The sequence below is a fragment of the Streptomyces sp. 142MFCol3.1 genome (assembly GCF_000424945.1).
GTDB lineage: Bacteria > Actinomycetota > Actinomycetes > Streptomycetales > Streptomycetaceae > Streptomyces > Streptomyces siamensis.
In genome coordinates this window covers 54,953-74,404 of record NZ_AUKV01000006.1, presented here as the reverse complement: position 1 = coordinate 74,404, position 19,452 = coordinate 54,953, and the positions used below count along the sequence as shown (strand labels likewise).

General features: G+C 70.9%; 15 protein-coding genes. 8 read left to right on the top strand and 7 right to left on the bottom strand.

Going from position 1 to position 19,452, the window contains the following annotated elements:
• Positions 1-21 precede the first annotated feature (21 nt).
• Together H305_RS0110175 and mltG are read left to right on the top strand one after the other, a co-directional pair.
• Positions 22-1,821 (top strand): ABC transporter ATP-binding protein, encoded by a 1,800-nt coding sequence (locus tag H305_RS0110175; protein WP_028800283.1) that lies wholly within the window; start codon positions 22-24, stop codon positions 1,819-1,821.
• 61 nt (positions 1,822-1,882) lie between these two features.
• Positions 1,883-2,863, top strand: coding sequence for an endolytic transglycosylase MltG (gene mltG, locus H305_RS45325; RefSeq protein ID WP_078628977.1), 981 nt, complete (start codon positions 1,883-1,885; stop codon positions 2,861-2,863).
• 16 nt (positions 2,864-2,879) lie between these two features.
• On the opposite strand, the gene H305_RS0110165 is transcribed toward mltG, so the two are convergent.
• Entirely contained in the window at positions 2,880-3,968 is a 1,089-nt protein-coding gene (locus H305_RS0110165; protein WP_028800282.1) for an NAD(P)-binding domain-containing protein, read from the bottom strand.
• Between the two features lie 134 nt (positions 3,969-4,102).
• Between H305_RS0110165 and H305_RS0110160 the strand changes: the two genes are divergently transcribed.
• From H305_RS0110160 to H305_RS45320, 3 genes are all read left to right on the top strand, one after another.
• The gene (locus H305_RS0110160; RefSeq protein ID WP_028800281.1) at positions 4,103-4,525 is read left to right on the top strand and encodes a YjbQ family protein; all 423 of its coding nucleotides are present in this window, start codon (positions 4,103-4,105) and stop codon (positions 4,523-4,525) included.
• A gap of 414 nt (positions 4,526-4,939) precedes the next feature.
• Entirely contained in the window at positions 4,940-5,143 is a 204-nt protein-coding gene (locus tag H305_RS0110155; RefSeq protein WP_028800280.1) for a cold-shock protein, read from the top strand.
• Between the two features lie 171 nt (positions 5,144-5,314).
• Complete coding sequence (locus tag H305_RS45320) at positions 5,315-6,796, top strand: DEAD/DEAH box helicase (protein ID WP_037763344.1); 1,482 nt, start codon at positions 5,315-5,317, stop codon at positions 6,794-6,796.
• Positions 6,797-6,901: 105 nt separating this feature from the next.
• Here the strand turns inward: H305_RS45320 and H305_RS0110145 are convergent, their stop codons facing one another.
• The 5 genes from H305_RS0110145 to H305_RS0110125 all read right to left on the bottom strand — a co-directional run bounded on the left by H305_RS0110145 (position 6,902) and on the right by H305_RS0110125 (position 16,261).
• Entirely contained in the window at positions 6,902-7,651 is a 750-nt protein-coding gene (locus tag H305_RS0110145; protein ID WP_028800279.1) for a class I SAM-dependent DNA methyltransferase, read from the bottom strand.
• A 160-nt stretch (positions 7,652-7,811) separates the two neighbouring features.
• Positions 7,812-8,999, bottom strand: coding sequence for a cytochrome P450 (locus tag H305_RS0110140; protein WP_028800278.1), 1,188 nt, complete (start codon positions 8,997-8,999; stop codon positions 7,812-7,814).
• Positions 9,000-9,151: 152 nt separating this feature from the next.
• Entirely contained in the window at positions 9,152-13,243 is a 4,092-nt protein-coding gene (locus H305_RS0110135) for a bifunctional nitrate reductase/sulfite reductase flavoprotein subunit alpha (protein WP_234020742.1), read from the bottom strand.
• Between the two features lie 212 nt (positions 13,244-13,455).
• Positions 13,456-15,516, bottom strand: a complete 2,061-nt coding sequence (locus tag H305_RS45315; protein ID WP_051370506.1) for an ATP-binding SpoIIE family protein phosphatase — start codon at positions 15,514-15,516, stop codon at positions 13,456-13,458.
• A 64-nt stretch (positions 15,517-15,580) separates the two neighbouring features.
• Positions 15,581-16,261, bottom strand: a complete 681-nt coding sequence (locus H305_RS0110125) for a class I SAM-dependent DNA methyltransferase (RefSeq protein ID WP_028800276.1) — start codon at positions 16,259-16,261, stop codon at positions 15,581-15,583.
• A gap of 61 nt (positions 16,262-16,322) precedes the next feature.
• On the opposite strand from H305_RS0110125, the gene H305_RS55740 reads away from it, so the two are divergent.
• The 3 genes from H305_RS55740 to H305_RS0110110 all read left to right on the top strand — a co-directional run bounded on the left by H305_RS55740 (position 16,323) and on the right by H305_RS0110110 (position 18,287).
• On the top strand, positions 16,323-16,457 hold the full coding sequence (locus tag H305_RS55740; protein WP_267880791.1) for a hypothetical protein: 135 nt from the start codon (positions 16,323-16,325) through the stop codon (positions 16,455-16,457).
• Between the two features lie 95 nt (positions 16,458-16,552).
• A complete protein-coding gene (locus tag H305_RS0110115) occupies positions 16,553-17,518 on the top strand; it encodes an aldo/keto reductase (RefSeq protein ID WP_028800275.1) in 966 nt (321 codons plus the stop codon).
• A gap of 139 nt (positions 17,519-17,657) precedes the next feature.
• The gene (locus H305_RS0110110; RefSeq protein ID WP_028800274.1) at positions 17,658-18,287 is read left to right on the top strand and encodes a dihydrofolate reductase family protein; all 630 of its coding nucleotides are present in this window, start codon (positions 17,658-17,660) and stop codon (positions 18,285-18,287) included.
• A 135-nt stretch (positions 18,288-18,422) separates the two neighbouring features.
• On the opposite strand, the gene H305_RS45310 is transcribed toward H305_RS0110110, so the two are convergent.
• Positions 18,423-19,142 carry a TetR/AcrR family transcriptional regulator gene (locus H305_RS45310; protein ID WP_078628976.1) on the bottom strand — a complete coding sequence of 240 codons (720 nt, stop codon included), beginning with the start codon at positions 19,140-19,142 and terminating at the stop codon, positions 18,423-18,425.
• Positions 19,143-19,452 lie beyond the last annotated feature (310 nt).

Genomic DNA, 19,452 nt, shown 5'->3' with positions numbered 1-19,452 from the left:
CCTCACCTCCCGTAGGAGCCCATGCATCCCGACCAACCCACCTGGACCCCCGCACCTGCCGACACGGAACAGCCGCGGCAGGTGCGCCGCATCCTGAAACTCTTCCGGCCCTACCGAGGCCGGCTCGTGATCGTCGGCCTGCTCGTCGGGGCGGCGTCACTCGTCTCCGTCGCGACGCCGTTCCTGCTGAAGGAGATCCTCGACGTCGCGATCCCCGAGGGTCGCACGGGCCTGCTCAGCCTGCTCGCGCTCGGCATGATCCTCAGCGCGGTCCTGACCAGCGTCTTCGGCGTGCTCCAGACCCTCATCTCCACGACGGTCGGCCAGCGCGTCATGCACGACCTGCGCACCGCCGTGTACGGCCGGCTCCAGCGCATGTCGCTCGCCTTCTTCACGCGGACCCGCACGGGCGAGGTCCAGTCGCGCATCGCCAATGACATCGGCGGCATGCAGGCGACCGTCACCTCCACCGCCACGTCGCTCGTCTCCAACCTCACGAGCGTGGTCGCGACCATCGTCGCGATGGTCGCCCTGGACTGGCGCCTGACCGTCGTCTCGCTGCTCCTGCTGCCGGTGTTCGTCTGGATCAGCCGACGCGTCGGCAACGAACGCAAGAAGATCACCACGCAGCGCCAGAAGCAGATGGCCGTGATGGCCGCCACCGTCACCGAGTCGCTCTCGGTCAGCGGCATCCTGCTGGGCCGCACCATGGGCCGCGCCGACTCGCTCACCCGTTCCTTCGCGGACGAGTCCGAGCGCCTGGTCGACCTCGAAGTGCGGTCGAACATGGCGGGGCGCTGGCGCATGTCCGTCATCGGCATCGTGATGGCCGCCATGCCGGCCGTCATCTACTGGACGGCGGGCATCGCCCTCCAGATGGGCGGCCCGTCCATATCGATCGGCACGCTCGTCGCCTTCGTCTCGCTCCAGCAGGGCCTGTTCCGGCCGACGGTGAGCCTGCTCTCCACCGGCGTGCAGATCCAGACCTCGCTCGCCCTCTTCCAGCGGATCTTCGAGTACCTCGACCTGCCGATCGACATCACCGAACCCGAGCGCCCGGTCCACCTCGACCAGGTCAAGGGCGAGATCCGCTTCGAGGACGTGGTGTTCCGCTACGACGGCAAGAGCGGACCGATCCTCGACGGCATCGACATCACCGTCCCCGCCGGCGGGAGCCTCGCCGTCGTCGGCCCGACCGGCTCGGGCAAGTCCACGCTGAGCCACCTGGTGCCCCGGCTGTACGACGTGTCGGGCGGACGCGTGACCCTCGACGGCGTCGACGTGCGCGATCTGGACTTCGACACGCTCGCGCGCGCGGTCGGTGTCGTCTCCCAGGAGACGTACCTCTTCCACGCCTCGGTCGCCGAGAACCTGCGCTTCGCCAAGCCGGACGCGACCGACGAGGAGCTGTACGCGGCGGCGCGCGCGGCCCAGATACACGAGCACATCGCGTCCCTCCCCGACGGGTACGACACGATCGTCGGCGAGCGCGGCCACCGGTTCTCCGGTGGCGAGAAGCAGCGTCTGGCCATCGCCCGCACGATCCTGCGCGACCCGCCCGTGCTCATCCTCGACGAGGCCACGAGCGCCCTGGACACCCGCACCGAGTACGCCGTCCAGGAGGCCATCGACGCCCTGTCGGCGAACCGCACCACGCTCACCATCGCGCACCGGCTGTCGACCGTCCGGGGCGCGGACCAGATCGTGGTCCTCGACGCCGGGCACACGGTGGAGCGCGGCACCCACGAGGAACTCCTCGGCCTGGACGGCCGGTACGCCGCCCTCGTCAGAAGGGACGCCCAACTGGAGCCGACGACCTGACGGGGGTCGACAAGATGACGATATGCCGGGTTTGCGATGATCTGCGGGTTACCGTGCCCGCATGGAGACGAACACTCCGCCACGGAGCACGATCCGACTGACGCGCCGGGGCCGGGCCGCCCTCATCGCGACGGGAGCCGTCGTGGCGGCCACCGCCGTGGCGGTGCCGCTGCTGACCCTGGGGGCAGGCGGTCACGAGAAGCCGAGGACCCTCGTCATCCCGGAGGGCTGGCGTGCCGGCCAGGTCTACGAGGCCGTCGACAAGGCCCTCAAGGTGCCCTCCGGCACCACGAAGAAGGCCATCGGGAAGGCCAAGCTCAAGCTGCCGAACGACGCCGGGGGCAACCCCGAGGGATACCTGTTCCCGGCGACGTATCCGATCGGCGACAAGGCGACCCCGGAGTCGCTGCTGAAGTACATGGTCGACACGGCGAACCAGAAGTTCAACAAGGCGCCGGTCGCCGCCGGAGCGCAGCGCAACGCCATGAACCTCTACCAGGCCGTCACCATCGCGAGCATCGTCCAGGCCGAGGCGGCGACCAAGGCGGACATGGGCAAGGTGGCCAGGGTCGTCTTCAACCGCCTGGAGCGCGGCATGCCGCTGCAGATGGACTCGACGATCAACTACGGGTTGAACCGGTCCACCCTGAAGACCACGCAGAACGACACCGCCGTCGACAGTCCCTACAACTCCTACCAGCGCATGGGGCTGCCGCCCACGCCGATCGCCAACCCGGGCGAGGAGGCGATGCACGCGGCCATCAGTCCGCCCGCGGGCGACTGGCTGTACTTCGTGACGGTCAAGCCGGGCGACACACGCTTCACGGCGGACTACGAGGAACACCTGAAGAACGTCGCCGAGTTCAACGCCTATCGCAGGAGCGCGGTCCCCGCGTCCCCCGCCGCGCCCTCGGCGTCCTCCTCAGTCCCCGCGACGCCGCCGGCGTCCGCGGGCGCATCTCCCGGCGTCGCCGCGAGTGTCTCCGCGGGTGCCCCTGCGGGCGACTCCGCCGACGCACCCGCGGGTACGTCCACCGAGTGAGCCGCCCGGCGGGACGTCAGGCGGCGACCGGCTCCTCCGCCAGCAGCCGCCTGATGTCCCGTACCGCGGCGCGCCCGGCACGGTTGGCGCCGATGGTGCTCGCCGAGGGCCCGTATCCGACGAGATGGATCCGCGCGTCGGCGACGACGCGGGTCCCCTCGACGCGGATGCCACCGCCCGGCTCGCGCAGCCGCAGCGGCGCCAGATGGTCGATGGCGGCCCGGAAGCCCGTCGCCCACAGGATGACGTCGGCGTCGACGCGACGGCCGTCGTCCCACGCCACGCCGTCGAGGGTGATCCGGTCGAACATCGGCTGCCGGTCCAGCACGCCGTCGGCCAGCGCCTGCCGGATCGCCTCGTTCAGGGGCAGTCCCGTCACCGAGACGACGCTCCGCGGCGGCAGCCCACGGCGGACCCGCTCCTCCACGAGCGCGACGGCGGCCCGGCCGTACTCCTCCGTGAAGGGGCCTTCGCGGAACACCGGCGGCCGTCGCGTCACCCAGGTGGTGGCGGCCGCGTACGGGGCGATCTCCATCAAGTGCTGCGTGCCGGACGCGCCCCCGCCCACCACGATCACGCGCTTGCCGGCGAACGCCTCCGGGCCGGGGTACTGCGCCGTGTGCAGCTGGCGCCCACGGAAGGTCTCCTGTCCCTGGTAGTGCGGCCAGAACGGCCGGTCCCAGGTGCCGGTCGCGCTGATCAGCGCCCGGGTCGACCACACGCCGTCGTCGGTCTCCACGAGCAGCGACCCGTCGGAGCCCTCCCGGACGGCCTTGACGTCGACCGGCCGCCGTACCCGCAGGTCGAAGGTCCGCTCGTACGTGTCGAAGTATTCCGCGATGACCTCGGAGGACGGGCGTGCGGGGTCCGCGTCCGTCAGCTCCATGCCGGGCAGCGAGTGCATACCGTGCACCTTGCCGTACGTCAGCGACGGCCAGCGGAACTGCCACGCGCCGCCCGGGCGGGGGGCGTGGTCGAGGACCACGAAGTCCCGCCCGGGTTCGAAGCCGGTGCGCCGCAGATGAAAGGCGCTGGACAGGCCCGCCTGCCCGGCGCCGATCACCACCACGGCGACCTCACGCACACTCGTCCCGGAATCGTTCACGCTTCCACCAACTCGGCAGGAGCCGTGGATCTTCCCGAAGGCTCCGCGGGAGCGAGCGATCAGCGATCGGCGAGCGGGCGGGGCGCGAAATCCGGTTCGGGCACGGAATCCGGATCATGGGCGAGGATTGAGCCATGTCCGATGCCTTCAGCACCCGCGTCCTGAACGTCGCCACCGGTTCGTCCGAGACGGTCGTCGATCTCACCCACGCCTGCGAGGCGTTCCTGCGTGAGGTCGCGGCAGGCCGTGACGGCCTGCTGAACCTCTTCGTGCCGCACGCCACCGCCGGCATCGCGATCATCGAGACCGGTGCCGGCAGCGACGACGACCTCCTCACCGCCCTGCACTCCCTGCTTCCCGCCGACGACCGCTGGCAGCACCGTCACGGCAGCCCCGGCCACGGCCGTGACCACGTTCTCCCGGCGATCGTCCCGCCCCACGCGACGCTGCCGGTCCTGGGCGGCAGGCTGGAGCTGGGGACCTGGCAGTCGGTGTGCCTGGTGGATACGAACAAGGACAATCCGAATCGGAACGTCCGCCTGTCGTTCCTGGGTTGAGACGACGCGGCGCGACGACCGCGCGCCGGGTGGCCGGCCGCTCCGGGCGAGCCGGTTCGTCCGTCGATCGTGGAGGCCAGGTGCTGGTCACTGAAGAGTCGATTTTTCCTCGATCGCACTTTGTATCATTCGAAAATTAACCTTCCTCATTCGGTCGAGTTCACGTCGGCCGACCCCCTGGTGTGCTCCCGCCAGGCCGCTGTCGTGCGGCATGGGCAAAAATGTGGCGGAAGTGTGAACCGTGCTAAACTTGACGTCAGTTGCAGTTGTGGTTCCCGAACTTCAAGTGTCTTGGTGCCTGTGTAGCGTCGGGCATTTTTTGTATCTCCGGTGTTTGTCCGGACGGGGCGCATTGTGACAACAAGGGGTTCGCACGCCGTGGGTCCCCGAGTACTGCCCCCAAGGAGATGTGACATGGCTACTGGCACCGTCAAGTGGTTCAACTCGGAAAAGGGTTTCGGCTTCATCGAGCAGGACGGTGGCGGTCCCGACGTGTTCGCCCACTACTCGAACATCGCCGCCCAGGGCTTCCGTGAGCTCCAGGAAGGCCAGCGGGTGAACTTCGACATCACGCAGGGCCAGAAGGGCCCGCAGGCGGAGAACATCACTCCCGCCTGACGTCCAAGCGGACGAGATGACTGGGGCCCCGCCATGTGGCGGGGCTCCAGCTCACTGCTTTTCGTATTTCGCTGGAGTAATTCGATATTCATATTCGGCTCGTTCTTGCAATTTGTCCGGCTCATTCTTGTCGGGAATTCCTCGATGCGTGCCCTTTGAGGAAGGTTTTCCATGAGCCGTTCAGCCCGCACGAACGATCAGCCACGGGGGCAGGGCCGCGCCGATGCAGGTCCGGGCGACACCGAGCGCCGTTCCGCACCGTCGGAGGGGGAGTTGGCGCTGCCGGTCACCGCCACTTTGTCGCTCCCCGCCGCTGCGACCTTCGGTGAACTGGACATGCCCGTCGCCTTGCTGGAGACGCTCGCCGGTCGCGGCCTGAACGCGCCGTTCCCGATCCAGGCCGCCACCTTGCCGGACTCCCTCGCGGGCCGCGACGTCCTGGGCCGCGGGCGCACCGGATCGGGCAAGACGCTCGCCTTCGGCCTGGCGCTCCTCGCGCGCACGGCCGGGCAGCGCGCGGAGCCGCGGAAGCCGCTGTCCCTGATCCTCGTCCCCACACGCGAGCTGGCCCAGCAGGTCACCGACGCGCTCACCCCGTACGCCCGGTCGCTGAAGGTGCGGCTGGCCACGGTGGTCGGCGGCATGTCGATCGGCCGGCAGGCAGGAGCGCTGCGTGAGGGGGCCGAGGTGGTGGTCGCGACGCCCGGCCGCCTCGCGGACCTCGTAGAACGCAAGGACTGCCGTCTGGACCGAGTGAGGATCACCGTCCTGGACGAGGCCGACCAGATGGCGGACATGGGCTTCATGCCGCAGGTCACGGAACTGCTCGACCAGGTGCGTCCCGACGGCCAACGCATGCTGTTCTCGGCCACGCTGGACCGCGAAGTCGACCTCCTGGTCCGCCGTTACCTCCATGACCCGGTGGTTCATTCGGTCGATCCGTCGGCGGGCGCGGTCACCACGATGGAGCATCACGTACTGCACGTGCACGGCGCCGACAAGTACGCCACCGCCACCGAGATCGCCGCCCGCGACGGGCGCGTGATCATGTTCCTGGACACCAAGCATGCCGTCGACCAGTTCACCAGGCACCTGCTGAGCAGCGGCGTGAAGGCCGCGGCGCTGCACGGCGGCAAGTCCCAGCCTCAGCGCACCCACACCCTGGCCCAGTTCAAGACAGGTGATGTCACGACGCTGGTGGCCACCAACGTCGCGGCCCGGGGCATTCACGTCGACGACCTCGATCTCGTCGTCAACGTCGATCCGCCCAGCGACCACAAGGACTACCTGCACCGTGGCGGCCGCACCGCCCGCGCCGGAGAGTCCGGCAGTGTCGTCACGCTGGTCCTGCCGGGCCAACGCCGCGACATGGCCCGTCTCCTGTCCGACGCAGGCATCAGGGCTCGGATCACGCAGGTCCGCTCCGGCGAGGCCGAGCTGAGCCGCATCACCGGCGCCCAGGCTCCCTCCGGTGTCCCCGTCGGCGGCAGCGGACCGGTCGAGCGCCCGAAGCGCGGCGGTGCCCCCTTCCGAGGTCTGGGCACGCGCCCGGGACGGGACGGCGGGGGTGGCGAGTCCCGCCGGTCCGCCGAGGCCCGCCGGATCGCCGAGGCCCGCAAGGCCGCCCGGGTCCGTCGTGACTCACGTGGCTGACGGTCGCCGCTCTTGGTCCTGAGCTCCACCTCCTCCGCGAGCGCGTCGAGTCGCAGCACCGCGTACGCCCGGGTTCGACCGGCGGCTTCAGGAAGAGCGACGCCCTCACTCGGGGTGGACCGGCTTGCGCCACACGGAGATGTGCTTCGCGGAGTCCTGGCCGAACCGCGTCCCGTCCCAGTCCGCGACGCGTCGTTCCAGTTCGAGTCCCGCGATCCGTGCCATCAGGTCGAGCTCGGCCGGCCATGCGTACCGGTGCCGGGAGTTGTCGCTGCGGTAGCGGCCGTCGTCGCCGTCGCGGGTGAGGTGGTGCGAGACGAGGATCTGCTCGACCAGGTCGAACGTGTCGAAGCCGAGGTGCCGCTCGGAGACGTCGAACGGCACCGCGACCTGCCCGGGCGGCAGGAACCGCAGTGGCGGTACGCCCAGTTCGATGACGAACCGGCCGCCGGGCGACAGATGGCGCGCGGCGTTGCGGAAGCACTCGACCTGCTCGTCCTGCGTGAGCAGGTTCGTGATGGTGTTGTAGACGAGATAGACCAGGGTGAACTCGCCGGGGACGAGGGTTGTGGCCATGTCCCCGATGGCGACCGGAAGCGTGTGCTCGTCGATCTTGCGCCGCAGGACCGCCGCCATGTGCTCGGACAGCTCGATGCCCACCACGGGCACGCCGCGTTCCCGGAGCGGGATGCCCACGCGTCCGGTTCCGATGGCGAACTCCAGCGCCCGGCCGTCTCCGGCGAGTTCGGCGAGGAAGGCGAGAGTCGGTCCGAGGACGGCGGCCGAGGACATCTCGACCTCCTCGGCGTCGTAGCGGTCGGCGGTCGCACGGGTCCATGGCTCACTGCTAGTCACGGGTGGCCACTGTGCCGGGCGCGGTGGGGCGTTGTCGACGTATTTACGTTCCACGACTGAAGGAGTCGCGACAGCCGGTCACCGTTCGGTGCTGCCGCACACGGCTGGCCTGCCGCGGCGGCGTCGGCCCGATGGCAAGGCAGGAGTGGCCGGCGTCGAGTCAGCGCTGTGCGGGCACGTCCCAGCGGACGCGCAGAGCCGGGGGCTTCCGGAAGACCAGGCCCCTGGGCGCGGTGGGCGAGGCCGGGTCGAGCCGCAGGCCGGGGAGGCTGTCGAGAAGTGCGAGGAGGCAGACGCGGGTCTCCAGCCGGGCGAGGTGGGCGCCCAGACAGAAGTGCGGACCGTGCGCGAAGGCCAGCTGAAGGCGGGAGTTGCTCCGTCGCAGGTCGAAGCTGTCGGGGTCCTCGAAGACCTCGGGGTCGCGGTTCGCGCCGGCCAGCGACACGACCACGAGATCACCGCGCCGCACGTCGGCCCCGCCGATCGTCACGTCGGCAGTGGCGTAGCGGTCCACGACGGCAGCGGCGGGTTCCAGCCGGAGCGATTCCTCGATCGCCGCGTCGACCAGGCCCGGATCGGCGTGTACGAGGGCGAGTTGATCGGGGTGTGCCAACAGGTGCAGTACGGCGTTGGCGATCATGCCCTCGGTGGTCTCGATACCGCCGAACATCAGGACGGCGGCGTTGGCGACCACCTCCGGCATTTTCAGGCGTTCGCTCGCGGCCGCCGCGACCAGCACTGACGCATCGGTTCCGGTCGCGACCGTCATCTCGACGCTTCCCCGCAACTGCTCGAACGCCGCCGCCCCGTCGGGGTTCGCCGGCTGCCCGGCGGTGATGTCGGAGACCGCGCCCACGATGGCGTCGTACCAGGACAGCACCGCCTCGGCGTCCGCGTCGACCAGGCCCAGCGACTCGGCGACGACGGCGACGGCCAGAGGCCCGGCCACGGCCCGGCGCAGTTCGGCGCTGCCACGCGGCCGGATGCCTTCCACGAGCCGGGCGGCTTCGTGTTCCACGAATCCGGTGAACCGGTCGTGCACGTCGTGCGGGCGGAACGGGTCGGTGAAGGGGGCACGGTGCCGCTTGTGCTGGGCGCCCTCCAGGGAGAGCATGCTCGGACCGACGACCTGGGCGGTGGAGAAGCGGGGGTCGTCCACCGTGAAGGTCGCCGCGTCGCGCATCACGCGCAGTGCGAGATCATGCCGGGTCACGAGCCAGCCGCCCAGCACGGGGACCCATGACACCGGTTCGCGGGCGCGCAGCAGGGCCAGCCGGGGGTGGGGATCGTCCTCCAGTTCCGTGAGCGTGGTCGCGGAGCCGAGGGGAAACCGGCGCTCTGTCACCATGGAAGTTGCCCTCTGCTCCCGTCCCTGGAATTCCGGCCGCCCCGGAGGCCACTCAGAGCCTATGCGCCTTCGGTGGCGAGTCGAGGCGGTCCCACGTCGTGGCACCGCCTCCTTCGGCCGGCTGTACCCCGCACGCGCACGTCACCGACGTGTCAGTACACGTCGCGCACATAGCGCTTGTCGGCGGCGAGTTGTCTGACGAAGGCCGCGGCGCCGTCCTCGTCGAGACCGCCGTGCACCACGGCGATGTCGCGCAGCGCCCGGTCGACGTCCTTGGCCATCCGGGAGGCGTCGCCGCAGACGTAGAAGTGGGCGCCGTCCTGGAGCCAGGACCACAGCTGGGGCCCGTGTTCGCGCATGCGGTCCTGGACGTACACCTTGGTGCGCTGGTCGCGCGAGAACGCGGTGTCGAGCCGGGCGAGGGTGCCTGCGTCCAGGTGGGCGGTGAGCTCTTCCTCGTAGTAGTGGTCGCCGGCGCGGTGCTGTTCGCCGAAGAACAGCCAGTTGGGGGCCCGGTGTCCGAGCGCGCGACGTTCGTCGAGGAAGCCCATGAACGGTGCGACCCCGGTCCCGGGGCCCACCATCACCATAGGCGCGGCGGGGTCGGCGGGCGGCCGGAAGTGCGGGGACCGCTGGACGAAGACCGGCACGGGGCTGTCCGGCGCGGCGTCGGCGAGGAACGGCGAGCACACGCCCTGACGGGTGCGGCCGTGCCGGTTCTCCCAGCGGACGACGGAGACCGTCAGCGAGACCAGGGCGGGATCGGTGAGCGGGCTGGACGAGATGGAGTACAGCCGCGGTTGCAGCCGCTTGAGCGTGTCGGCCCATTCCTGGGCACTGGCCCGTACGGGCAGGTCCGCCACGACGTCGACGGCCTGCCGGCCCCAGCACCACTTGGCGAGCTCGTCCTTGTTGTCGGGGCGCAGCAGCTTCTTCAGCTCGCGCGGCTCGTGGACGCGTTCGCCGAGGAAACGCAGCATGTCGGTGGTGACGCGGGTGATGTCCAGGTGTTCGTGGAGGGCTTGACGGAACGTCGTCCCGCCGACGCCAGGCACCGTCACCTCGGCGTCCGCGGCGAGCCCGGTGACGGCAAGCCACTCCGCCACCAGTTCCGGGGCGTTGACGGGGCGTACGCCGAGTGCGTCACCCGTCTCGTAGGTCAGCGGTACGGCGCTGTCGCGGGTGTCGAAGGTGAAGCGTCGCACCTCCTTGCCCGACCCCGGGCCGCTGAGCAGCCGGTTGCCGACGAGACGTGCGGTGACCGGGGCGGGTTTCCGGGTGCTCGGGGGCGCCACCGGGGCGGCTGCCGGGGCCGGGGCGGCCTCGTCGGTCAGCGCGGTGAGGACCTGGTCCAGCCAGGCCGTCGCGGAGGGCTCGTAGTCCGGCTCGCAGTCCGTGCGCGGTGCCAGACGCACCGCGCCGAGCTCGTCCAGCCGGTGGTCCAGCCGTCGGCCGTACCCGCAGAAGTCGTCGTAGGAGGAGTCGCCCAGGGCGAGGACCGCGTACGGCCGGCCCGCCAGGCTCGGGGTGTCGGACGAGGCCAGCACGTCCCAGAACGAGGCGCCGTTGTCCGGAGCGTCCCCGTCGCCGAACGTGCTGGTGATCAGCAGCAGACCGGCGGCGGGCGGGAGCGCGGAGAGGTCGACGTCGTCCATGGGGACGAGGCTCGCGCTGTGCCCGGCCGAGGAGAGCCGTTCGGTGGCGGCCGTCGCGAACTCCTCCGCGTTGCCGGTCTGCGACGCCCACAGCACGACGACCTCGCGTCCCGCGGACGCGGACGCGGCGAGGACCGGGGAGGGTTCGGCCGCCCTGGAGTACATCCCGGCCAGTACACCGTTCACCCACAGCGCGTGCTCGGGACTGAACGGCGCCGTCGGCGGGAGCACCGGCACACCCGGGGTACCCGCTTCGACACCGGCGAGGAAGCCGACGAGATAGCGGCGTTCGGTCTCGCTCAGCACGGGCGGCACCGGGACGGGGGCCAGACCGAGCACGGCAGCCGCGGGGCCGGCGCCCGCCGTGCCCGGTGCGACCGGGGCCGCCACGGGAGCCGGGCCGACGGACACGGGCGGTACCGCCGCGCCGGCCCCGGGAGGCGGAGTACCGGGCACGTGCGCCACCTCCGCACCCGGTCCGGGCCCGTCCGCTCGTGCGGCAGCCGGCGCGGTCACCTTCGCCAGCGACACCGCGCACACCTTGAACTCGGGCTGGAAGGACAGCGGGTCCACGGCGTCGTTGGTCACGGCGTTGACGCTGAGGTACTCGCCGAACAGGTCGTTCCAGTGGAACGGGGCGAAGCAGTTCCCCGGCCGCACCCGGTCCGTCACCACCGCGGGCAGCACGGCCCGGCCGCGCCGCGAGGCGACCTCCACCGCGTCCCCGTCGTGCACGTCCAGAGCCAGGGCGTCGTCCGGGTGCAGCTCCACGAAAGGCCCCGGGTTCAGCTTGTTGAGCTTGGCGACCCTGCCCGTCTTCGTGAGGGTGTGCCACTGGTGCTGCACGCGCCCCGTGTTCAGCACGAATGGGTAGTCGTCGTCGGGCATCTCGGCCGGCGGCACGTGCGGGCGGGCGTGGAATACACCCCGGCCGCTCGCGGTCGGGAAGGACGGCCGCCCGTCGGCTCCCAGGTACCTGATCGGGTTGCGGTCCGGCCCGTCGGCGGCTGCCGTCGGCCACTGCACGGGGGTCGAGCGCAGCCTCTCGTAGGACACGCCGCGCAGGTCGTAGCCGGTATTCGGGTTCCAGGCGCGCTTGATCTCCTCGAAGACCTCCTCCGCGCTGCCGTACGAGAAGCCCTCCGCGTAGCCCATCTCGCGCGCGACGGCCGCGATGATGCGCCAGTCCGCCATCGCCTCGCCGGGCGGCTCCACCGCGGGCCGGGCGAGCGTGAGGTTGCGCTCGCTGTTGACCAGCACGCCCTCGGTCTCGGTCCAGAGCGCACCGGGCAGGATCACGTCGGCGTACGCGTTGGTCTCGGTGTCGGCGAAGACGTCCTGGGTGACGACGAACTCGGCCGTCTCCAGCCCTTCGATGACGGTCTTGCGGTTGGCGACCGACGCGACCGGGTTCGTGCAGATGATCCAGCAGGCCTTGATGTGGCCGTCCGCCATCCGCCGGAACATGTCCACCGTGCCCCGGCCGGCCCCGTCCTCGCGGATCGAGCCCGGCGGCAGCCTCCACAACTCCTCGGTGAACGCCCGCTCCTCGTCCACCAGGACCGAACGCTGGCCCGGCAGACCGGGCCCCATGTAGCCCATCTCCCGGCCGCCCATGGCGTTGGGCTGCCCGGTCAGCGAGAACGGGCCGCTGCCCGGACGGCAGATCGCCCCGGTGGCCAGGTGGAGGTTGATCAGGGCATTGGTGTTCCAGGTGCCGTGAGTGGACTGGTTCAGGCCCATGGTCCAGCAGCTCATCCACTCCCCGGCCTCGCCGATCAGCCGGGCCGCCGCGCGCAGGTCTTCCTCGGCGATGCCGGTGATCTCGCTGACCGTGGCCGGCGGGTAGTCGGCGAGGAACCGCGGCATCGCCTCCCAGCCCTCGGTGTGGGCGGCGACGAACTCCGTGTCGGTGTGGCCGTTCTCGTGCAGGAGGTGCAGCAGGCCGTTCAGGAGCGCCAGGTCGGTTCCGGGCCTGAGCTGCAGGAACAGGTCGGCCTTGGCCGCGGTGGCGGTGCGTCGGGGGTCCACCACGATCACCTTGGCGCCGGCCTTCTTGACCCGCTCCGTCATCCGCAGGAACAGGATGGGATGGCAGTCGGCCATGTTGGAGCCGATGACGAGGAAGACGTCCGCGTGGTCGAAGTCCTGGTACGAGCCCGGCGGGCCGTCGGCGCCGAGCGACAGCTTGTAGCCGGTGCCCGCGCCGGCCATGCACAGCCGTGAGTTCGACTCGATCTGGTTGGTCCGCACGAAGCCCTTGGCCAGCTTGTTCGCCAGGTACTGCGCCTCCAGCCCCATCTGCCCGGAGACGTAGAAGGCGACCGCGTCCGGGCCGTGCTCGTCGACGACCGACCGCAGCCGACGGGCCGTCTCCTTGATCGCCGCGTGCACGTCCGTGGGCGCCGGCTCCTCCTCGCGCCGCTCCCGGACGAGAGCGGTCTCCAGCCGGCCGGGTGCGGCGAGCATCTCGGCCGTCGTGGCGCCCTTGGTGCACAGACGGCCGAAGTTCGCGGGGTGCGCCTTGTCGCCGGACGCCTTGAGGACCGTACGCCGGCCGTCGGGTCCCATGCCGATGTCGAGCACCATCCCGCAGCCGACACCGCAGTACGAGCAGACCGTGCGCACCTGCGTCGCGGTCGTGGTCACGGGCGGTCCCTCTCGTCACCGGATTCGTCCCGTCGACCGTACGAAATGCCCGTTACGCGGGTGTCACACGAGCTGATCATCGGTGGTTACGTGCACCACACACCGGCGACCGGTGATCTGTGAGACCGGCTCCGTGCCCGCGTCCGGAGCCGCTAGTCCCGCGGGGTCGGCCGCTGGTCCCGCGGGGTCGGCCGCTGGTTCCGCGGGGTCGGCTGCTCGAACCAGACGACCTTCCCGGTGCTCAGCCGTGTCGCGCCCCAGCGCCGCGCGAGCTGGCTGACCAGGAACAGGCCGCGGCCTCCCTCGTCGGCCGGTGCGGCATGCCGCATCCGGGGCACCTCGGGCGAGTCGTCGGTCACCTCGCAGCGCAGTACGTCGGTGCGCAGCAGCCGCAGTGAGATGGGGCGCGAGGCGAAGCGCACGGCGTTGGTGACGACTTCGCTGACCATGAGCTCGGTCGTGTCCAGCAGGGACTCCAGGCCCCAGCGGTGCAGGACCCTGCGGGCCAGCCGGCGTGCCTGTCCGGCGGTTCTCGGCCGAGGGTCCAGAAACCAGTACGCGACGCTGTCCGGTGGGAATCCCTCGAACCGGGCGGCCAGCAGCGCGATGTCGTCGTCCCGTGCGGCCGGACCCAAGTTGCCCAGCACCTGGTCACACAGCAGTTCCAGCGAGAGTGTGGGGCGTCCGTCGACGGCGGTCTCCAGCCGCCTGCGCAGCGCCTCGACGCCGGTGCCCACGTCCGTGTCGCGGGTCTCGACCAGGCCGTCGGTGTACAGCAGCAGTGTGGCTCCGGTGGGCGCGGGCAGCTCCACGGACTCGAACAGGACGTCGCCGACGCCGATGGGTGGGCCCGGCGGAACGCGCAGGATCTCGGTCCGTCCGTCCGGATGCAGCAGGACGGGGGGCGGGTGACCCGCGTTCGCCATGAGCAGCCGGTGGGAGATCGGGTCGTAGATCGCGTAGAGGCAGGTCGCGATGTGGTCGCTGCCCAGGCGCCGGGCCTGTTCGTCCAGGTGGTGCAGGACCTCGTCCGGGGGCAGGTCGAGCCCGGCGAGGGTCTGCACGGTGGTGCGCAGCTGGCCCATGATCGCGGCCGACGTCATGGAGTGGCCCATGACGTCGCCGACGACCAGTGCGATCCGGTTGCCGGTAACCGGGATCGCGTCGTACCAGTCGCCGCCGACCTGAGCGGTTCGGGAGGCGGGCAGATAGCGACTGGCGAGCCGGACGCCGGTGGGTTCGGGCAGCGACGACGGGAGCATGGTGCGCTGCAAGGTGTCCGCCACCGCGGCCTCGTGCCGGTACATCACCGCCTTCTGGACACCGATCGCCGTATGCGTCGCCAATTGCGAGGCGACGAGCAGGTCGTCCGCGGTGAATGCGGGGTGCTCGGGCCGGCGCAGCAGGACGACGGTACCCATGACGTGATGGCGGCCGTGCAGGGGAGCGATGATCAGCCTGCGTCCCGGGGGCAGAGTGCCCGGCTCGCCCGTCACCGGGCCGAGCAGCTCGGCCACCGCGGCCCCGATGCCGGGGGCGTCACCGAACGCCGGACGCCCGGCGAGCAGGAGTTCCGCAAGACGCCCGGTGACCGTCACGTGCACCCGCTCGGCCACGTTCGTGTGCAGGGGATGGACCGCCGGCGGCGAAGGGGCGGGCCTTCCGGTACCGGATGTCTCCGGCGCCCGGTCGACGCTGTGCAACTGGAGGACGACGGGTGCGGCCGACTTCTCCTGTCCGACCGGCAGCGGATCGTGGAGATGGACGAAGATCGCGTCGGCGAAGGACGGAACGGCCGCCCGCCGTAATTCGCGCAGCGTCTCGTCCAGGTCCATCCCGCGGGCGATGCGCCGTGTCGCCACGTCGAGGTAGCGCAGCCGGTCGGTCTGCGGGTCGGCGCCGTCCGGGACCGCCTCGTGCGAGGGGACGTCCGCGGGCGCGTGGTGCCGTGCCCCGGACCGGCCCGCGCCGGGGCCCGCGGACCGTTCCGGGCCGGAGGGCTGGGGCCGGTGCCCGTCCGGAGAGGAGGGCCGCGCCGAGTCCGAGGACGCGGGCCGCTTCCCGTCGGGCGAGGACGAGGGGGAGGAGTGCTCCGCGCGCCACCGGCCCGGGGACGGCTCGGGCGTGCCGGGGTGCTCGGTCCGGGTCGGCGGGGCGCCGGACCGCCGGGGTGCGTCGCCCGAGCCTTCGCGGGGTGTGTGCTGCTCCGTCACGCTTCTCGTTCCGTCCAGTGGGTGCCGCGGGGATGTCGCGGTCCGCGGTGATGGATCGTCGTGCTCAGTCCGCCCGACGGCAGCAGAGGAACACCTGTTCCTCGGGCGGGACGTCGGAAACGGCCGGGGCGTAGGTGTAGGAGGACTCCTCGGCGACGTCGAAGCCCGCCGCCTCGATGACCTTGAGCAGATCCTCCCGCAGGAAGCCGGAGACCCGGATCGTGTTGCCGAGGAAGGGGATCGAGAAGTCGTCCACGTCGGCCTCGACCATCGACAGGACGAACAGTCCGCCGGGAACCAGCAGATGGCGGATCGTCGCCAGTGCGAGGGGTATCTCCGCCCGCGGCAGCATGAGCAGGGAGAAGAAGGCCGCGACGGCGTCGAACCGGCCGAGGTCCCGGGGGCCGCCCGGCCTCAGGTCGGCGATGTCCATCTGGTGGAACATCGCCGTCGGCACATAGCCCCGGGCCAGCTCCACCATCCGGCCGGACAGGTCGATGCCCACGACCTCGAACCCGGCGTCCGCCAACTGGCGAGATGTCGGCACTCCGGTGCCGCAACCGAGGTCCAGGACCCGGGACCGGGCCGGCAGCTGCTCGATCAGCCACTTGCCGGCGAAGAGCTGGCCGTCCTTGTGGGGGAATGCCTCGTCGTAGCGGTCGCCGATGGCGTCGAAGGCCTCGGCCTGCCCGCTGCGGTCGAGCCAGATGCTCTCGTATGCGGTCCCATGGTCGCTGTTGGCCACGAAAGTAACCTTTCATCGGGCATATGGGATTATCCCATGATTAAGTCGGGGGTGACCTTGTGTGGCCGGGCCCCTGGAGGGTGCCGAGGACCTCGGTACCGACGTGACCGTCGCCGAGGTGCGCCGGAAGAAGGGCACGCTCGCGCGCGCCGCGGCCGACGCCCGCCCGTGGCGGACCCAAGTGAAACTCACCTGACCGAATCGCTCAACTCGCCTATGGTCAACGTGATTTCCGGCGGGGCGCGCGGCCCGTCCGGGTGGCCGGCGGGGGTGCTGAAGTGGAGGGTGATTGTGCGTTACCGGGAGCTGGGCCGCAGTGGACTGTCCGTGTCCGAGATCGGTTTCGGAGCGTGGGGGATCGGTGAGTCCGGCTGGGTGGGAGCGTCGGAGGACGAATCGGTACGTGCCCTGCACCGTGCCGTCGATCTGGGGGTCAACTTCGTCGACACCGCCCGCGGCTACGGCGAGAGCGAGCGGATCGTCGGCCGGGTGGTGCGTGAGCGCGGCGCCGACGAGGTTCTCGTCGCGACCAAGGTGCCTCCGAAGAACGGCACATGGCCGGCGCCCGACGGGCTGGACCCGGCCGAGACCTTCCCGGGCGCGCACATCCGCGACAGCCTGGAGACCAGTCTGCGGGTGGCCGGCCTCGACCACTACGACGTCCTGCAGTTCCACGTCTGGTCCGACGAATGGGTCGGACGCGGCGACTGGCTGGAGACGATCGCCCAGCTGAAGCAGGAGGGGAAGATCCGTCTGTTCGGCGTCTCCATCAACGACCACGAGCCCGACAACGCCCTCGCCCTCGTGCGCAGCGGCGCGGTGGACAGTGTCCAGGTCATCTACAACGTCTTCGACCAGGCACCCGCGGACGCACTGCTGCCGGCGTGCGCCGAGCACGGCGTCGGCGTCATCGTGCGGGTGGCACTGGACGAGGGTGGCCTGACCGGCAGGATCACCGCCGGCACGACATTCCCCGAGGGCGACTGGCGCAACCGCTACTTCCGCGGCGACCGTCCCGCCCAGGTCGAACGCCGGGTGGCCGCGATCGTCGCGGACCTCGGCATCGAACCCGACGAGATCGCCGAGACCGCGCTGCGGTTCGTCCTGAGCGCGCCCGCCGTCTCCACGGTCATCCCGGGGATGCGCAGCGTGCGCAACGTCGAACGCAACACCGCCCTGAGCGACGGGCGGGCCCTCACCGCAGACCGGCTCGCCGTGCTGGCCGGGCACCGCTGGCATCGCAACTTCTACTCCTGAGCGGAGCGCGTCCTTCCCCCTGGCCGCGGCGTACCCCAAGAGGTGAGTGCGGAAATTCTCGGGAGAGTCCGTCGATCCGGTCGGGTCCCGTTCGACGCATGGGTGAGAGCGGGAATCCACCGACCCGAGGAGAACGGTCATGCCCAAGCTGCGCGTACACAACATCACGATCTCGCTGGACGGCTACGCCGCAGGCCCCAACCAGAGCCTGGAACACCCGCTCGGTGAGGGCGTCGAAGAGATGCACGACTGGATGTTCGCCGCGATGCGGGACCACGCGGACGGCAAGACGGGGCTCGACGTCGACCATGTGGCCCGTTCCGAGGAGAACATCGGCGCCACCATCATGGGACGCAACATGTTCGGACCCTACCGCGGACCGTGGCAGGACGAGTCGTGGAAGGGATGGTGGGGCACCAACCCGCCGTACCACAACGACGTGTTCGTCCACACCCACCACCTTCGGCCCTCGGTCCCGATGGAGGGCGGCACCACGTTCCACTTCACGGACGAGCCCGTCGAGACGGTGCTGGCGCGGGCGTTCGACGCGGCGGCGGGCAAGGACGTGCGGATCGGCGGGGGAGCGGAGACCGTACGGCAGTACCTGCGGGCAGGGCTGATCGACGAGCTGCATCTGGCCGTCTTCCCGAAGCTCCTCGGCAGCGGCGAGCGCCTGTTGGACAATCTGGGTGACGGGGTCGACGGCTACCGGGTCTGCGAGCTGGCGAGCTCGCCGGCCGTGACGCACGCCGTGCTGGTACGTCGCTGAGGCGGCGCGACCGGCACGGCGTCCGCCGCCGGACACCCTCGACGGGCACCGGTGGCGGGAATCGGCCGCCGTCGCCACAGGCCGGTCGCCGTCGCCACAGGCCGGTCGTGCTCGGCGGTCACGCCACCGGCCGGCTCATTCGTCTCCGGCGGTACCCGACCGCCGTGGGGCCGTGTCAGGCGCGGACGAGGCCGGTGCGGAGGGAGCAGGCGCGGGCCGGGGTGGTGCGGGCCGTGCGCCCGGGACGGGGGCGCCCGCGCGCAGGCCGTCCATGACCAGGTCGAGGAGACGCTCGGCGCGCGGCTGCCAGTCCCCGTGCGGGTCGATCTGCCACAGCCCCGCGATGGCGAGGATGAAGTCGTCGGGAGTCACCCCCGGGCGGATGGTGCCGGCCTCCTCGTTGGCCTTCAGCAGGAGCGTGACGGCCTGGGCCACGGGCCCGTGCCCCAGGCGCGTCAGGGTGCCGCGCGCCACGCTGGTGGCCGTCCGCAGCGCGTCGGCCAGGCCCGCCTTGGCCATCGCGTACTGGGCGAGGCGGTCCATCCACTCCCGCAGCGCCTGGTCCGGCGGGTGGGTTGCGAGGAGCTTGGCCGCCGCGTCGGCGACCTGCTGCACCTCGTAGCGGTAGACCTCCAGGACGAGGGCCTCGCGGTTGGGGAAGTTGCGGTAGAAGGTCCCCTGCCCGACGCCCGCCTTCTTCGCGATCGCGCTCAGGGGAGCGTCCGCCGAGCGGGTCAGCTCCGTCAGGGCCACTTCGAGGATGCGCTCGCGATTCCGCTGCGCGTCCGAGCGCAGTGGCGTGCTCGAACGGGTCGGCGTGTCCTTCTCGGGGCGCACTCGTCCTCCTTCCGGGATGTCGGCCTTCCGGGATGCCGGCCGGACTCCGTCCGGGCCCCGTGCCGGGGATCTCCCGGAACCTCGGCCGGACTCCCTCCGGAGTCAAGGTGTGGCCGAACGTGGTCGTCGACCGGTCGACCTTGCTAAGCGGACAGCTGTCCGTTAGCTTTTGCGGATAGCGGACAGCTGTCCGCTTGGAGCTCACTCTAGTGGCTGACCCGCTCCGTGTGGATGGCCGGAACCGATCGCCGACAGGCATTCTGGCGCACCCGGCGGTACGACGAGCCGCCACGGACCGCCCCCGTTCGACTTCGACGCGCACGACACA

Excerpts from the sequence above, each read along its gene's own strand:
- H305_RS0110175 (WP_028800283.1), top strand. The coding sequence starts at position 22 with ATGCATCCCGACCAACCCACCTGGACCCCCGCACCTGCCGACACGGAA.
- mltG (WP_078628977.1), top strand. The coding sequence starts at position 1,883 with ATGGAGACGAACACTCCGCCACGGAGCACGATCCGACTGACGCGCCGG.
- H305_RS0110160 (WP_028800281.1), top strand. The coding sequence starts at position 4,103 with ATGTCCGATGCCTTCAGCACCCGCGTCCTGAACGTCGCCACCGGTTCG.
- H305_RS0110155 (WP_028800280.1), top strand. The coding sequence starts at position 4,940 with ATGGCTACTGGCACCGTCAAGTGGTTCAACTCGGAAAAGGGTTTCGGC.
- H305_RS45320 (WP_037763344.1), top strand. The coding sequence starts at position 5,315 with ATGAGCCGTTCAGCCCGCACGAACGATCAGCCACGGGGGCAGGGCCGC.
- H305_RS0110140 (WP_028800278.1), bottom strand. The coding sequence starts at position 8,999 with ATGGTGACAGAGCGCCGGTTTCCCCTCGGCTCCGCGACCACGCTCACG.
- H305_RS0110135 (WP_234020742.1), bottom strand. The coding sequence starts at position 13,243 with ATGGTGCTCGACATCGGCATGGGACCCGACGGCCGGCGTACGGTCCTC.
- H305_RS0110110 (WP_028800274.1), top strand. The coding sequence starts at position 17,658 with ATGCCCAAGCTGCGCGTACACAACATCACGATCTCGCTGGACGGCTAC.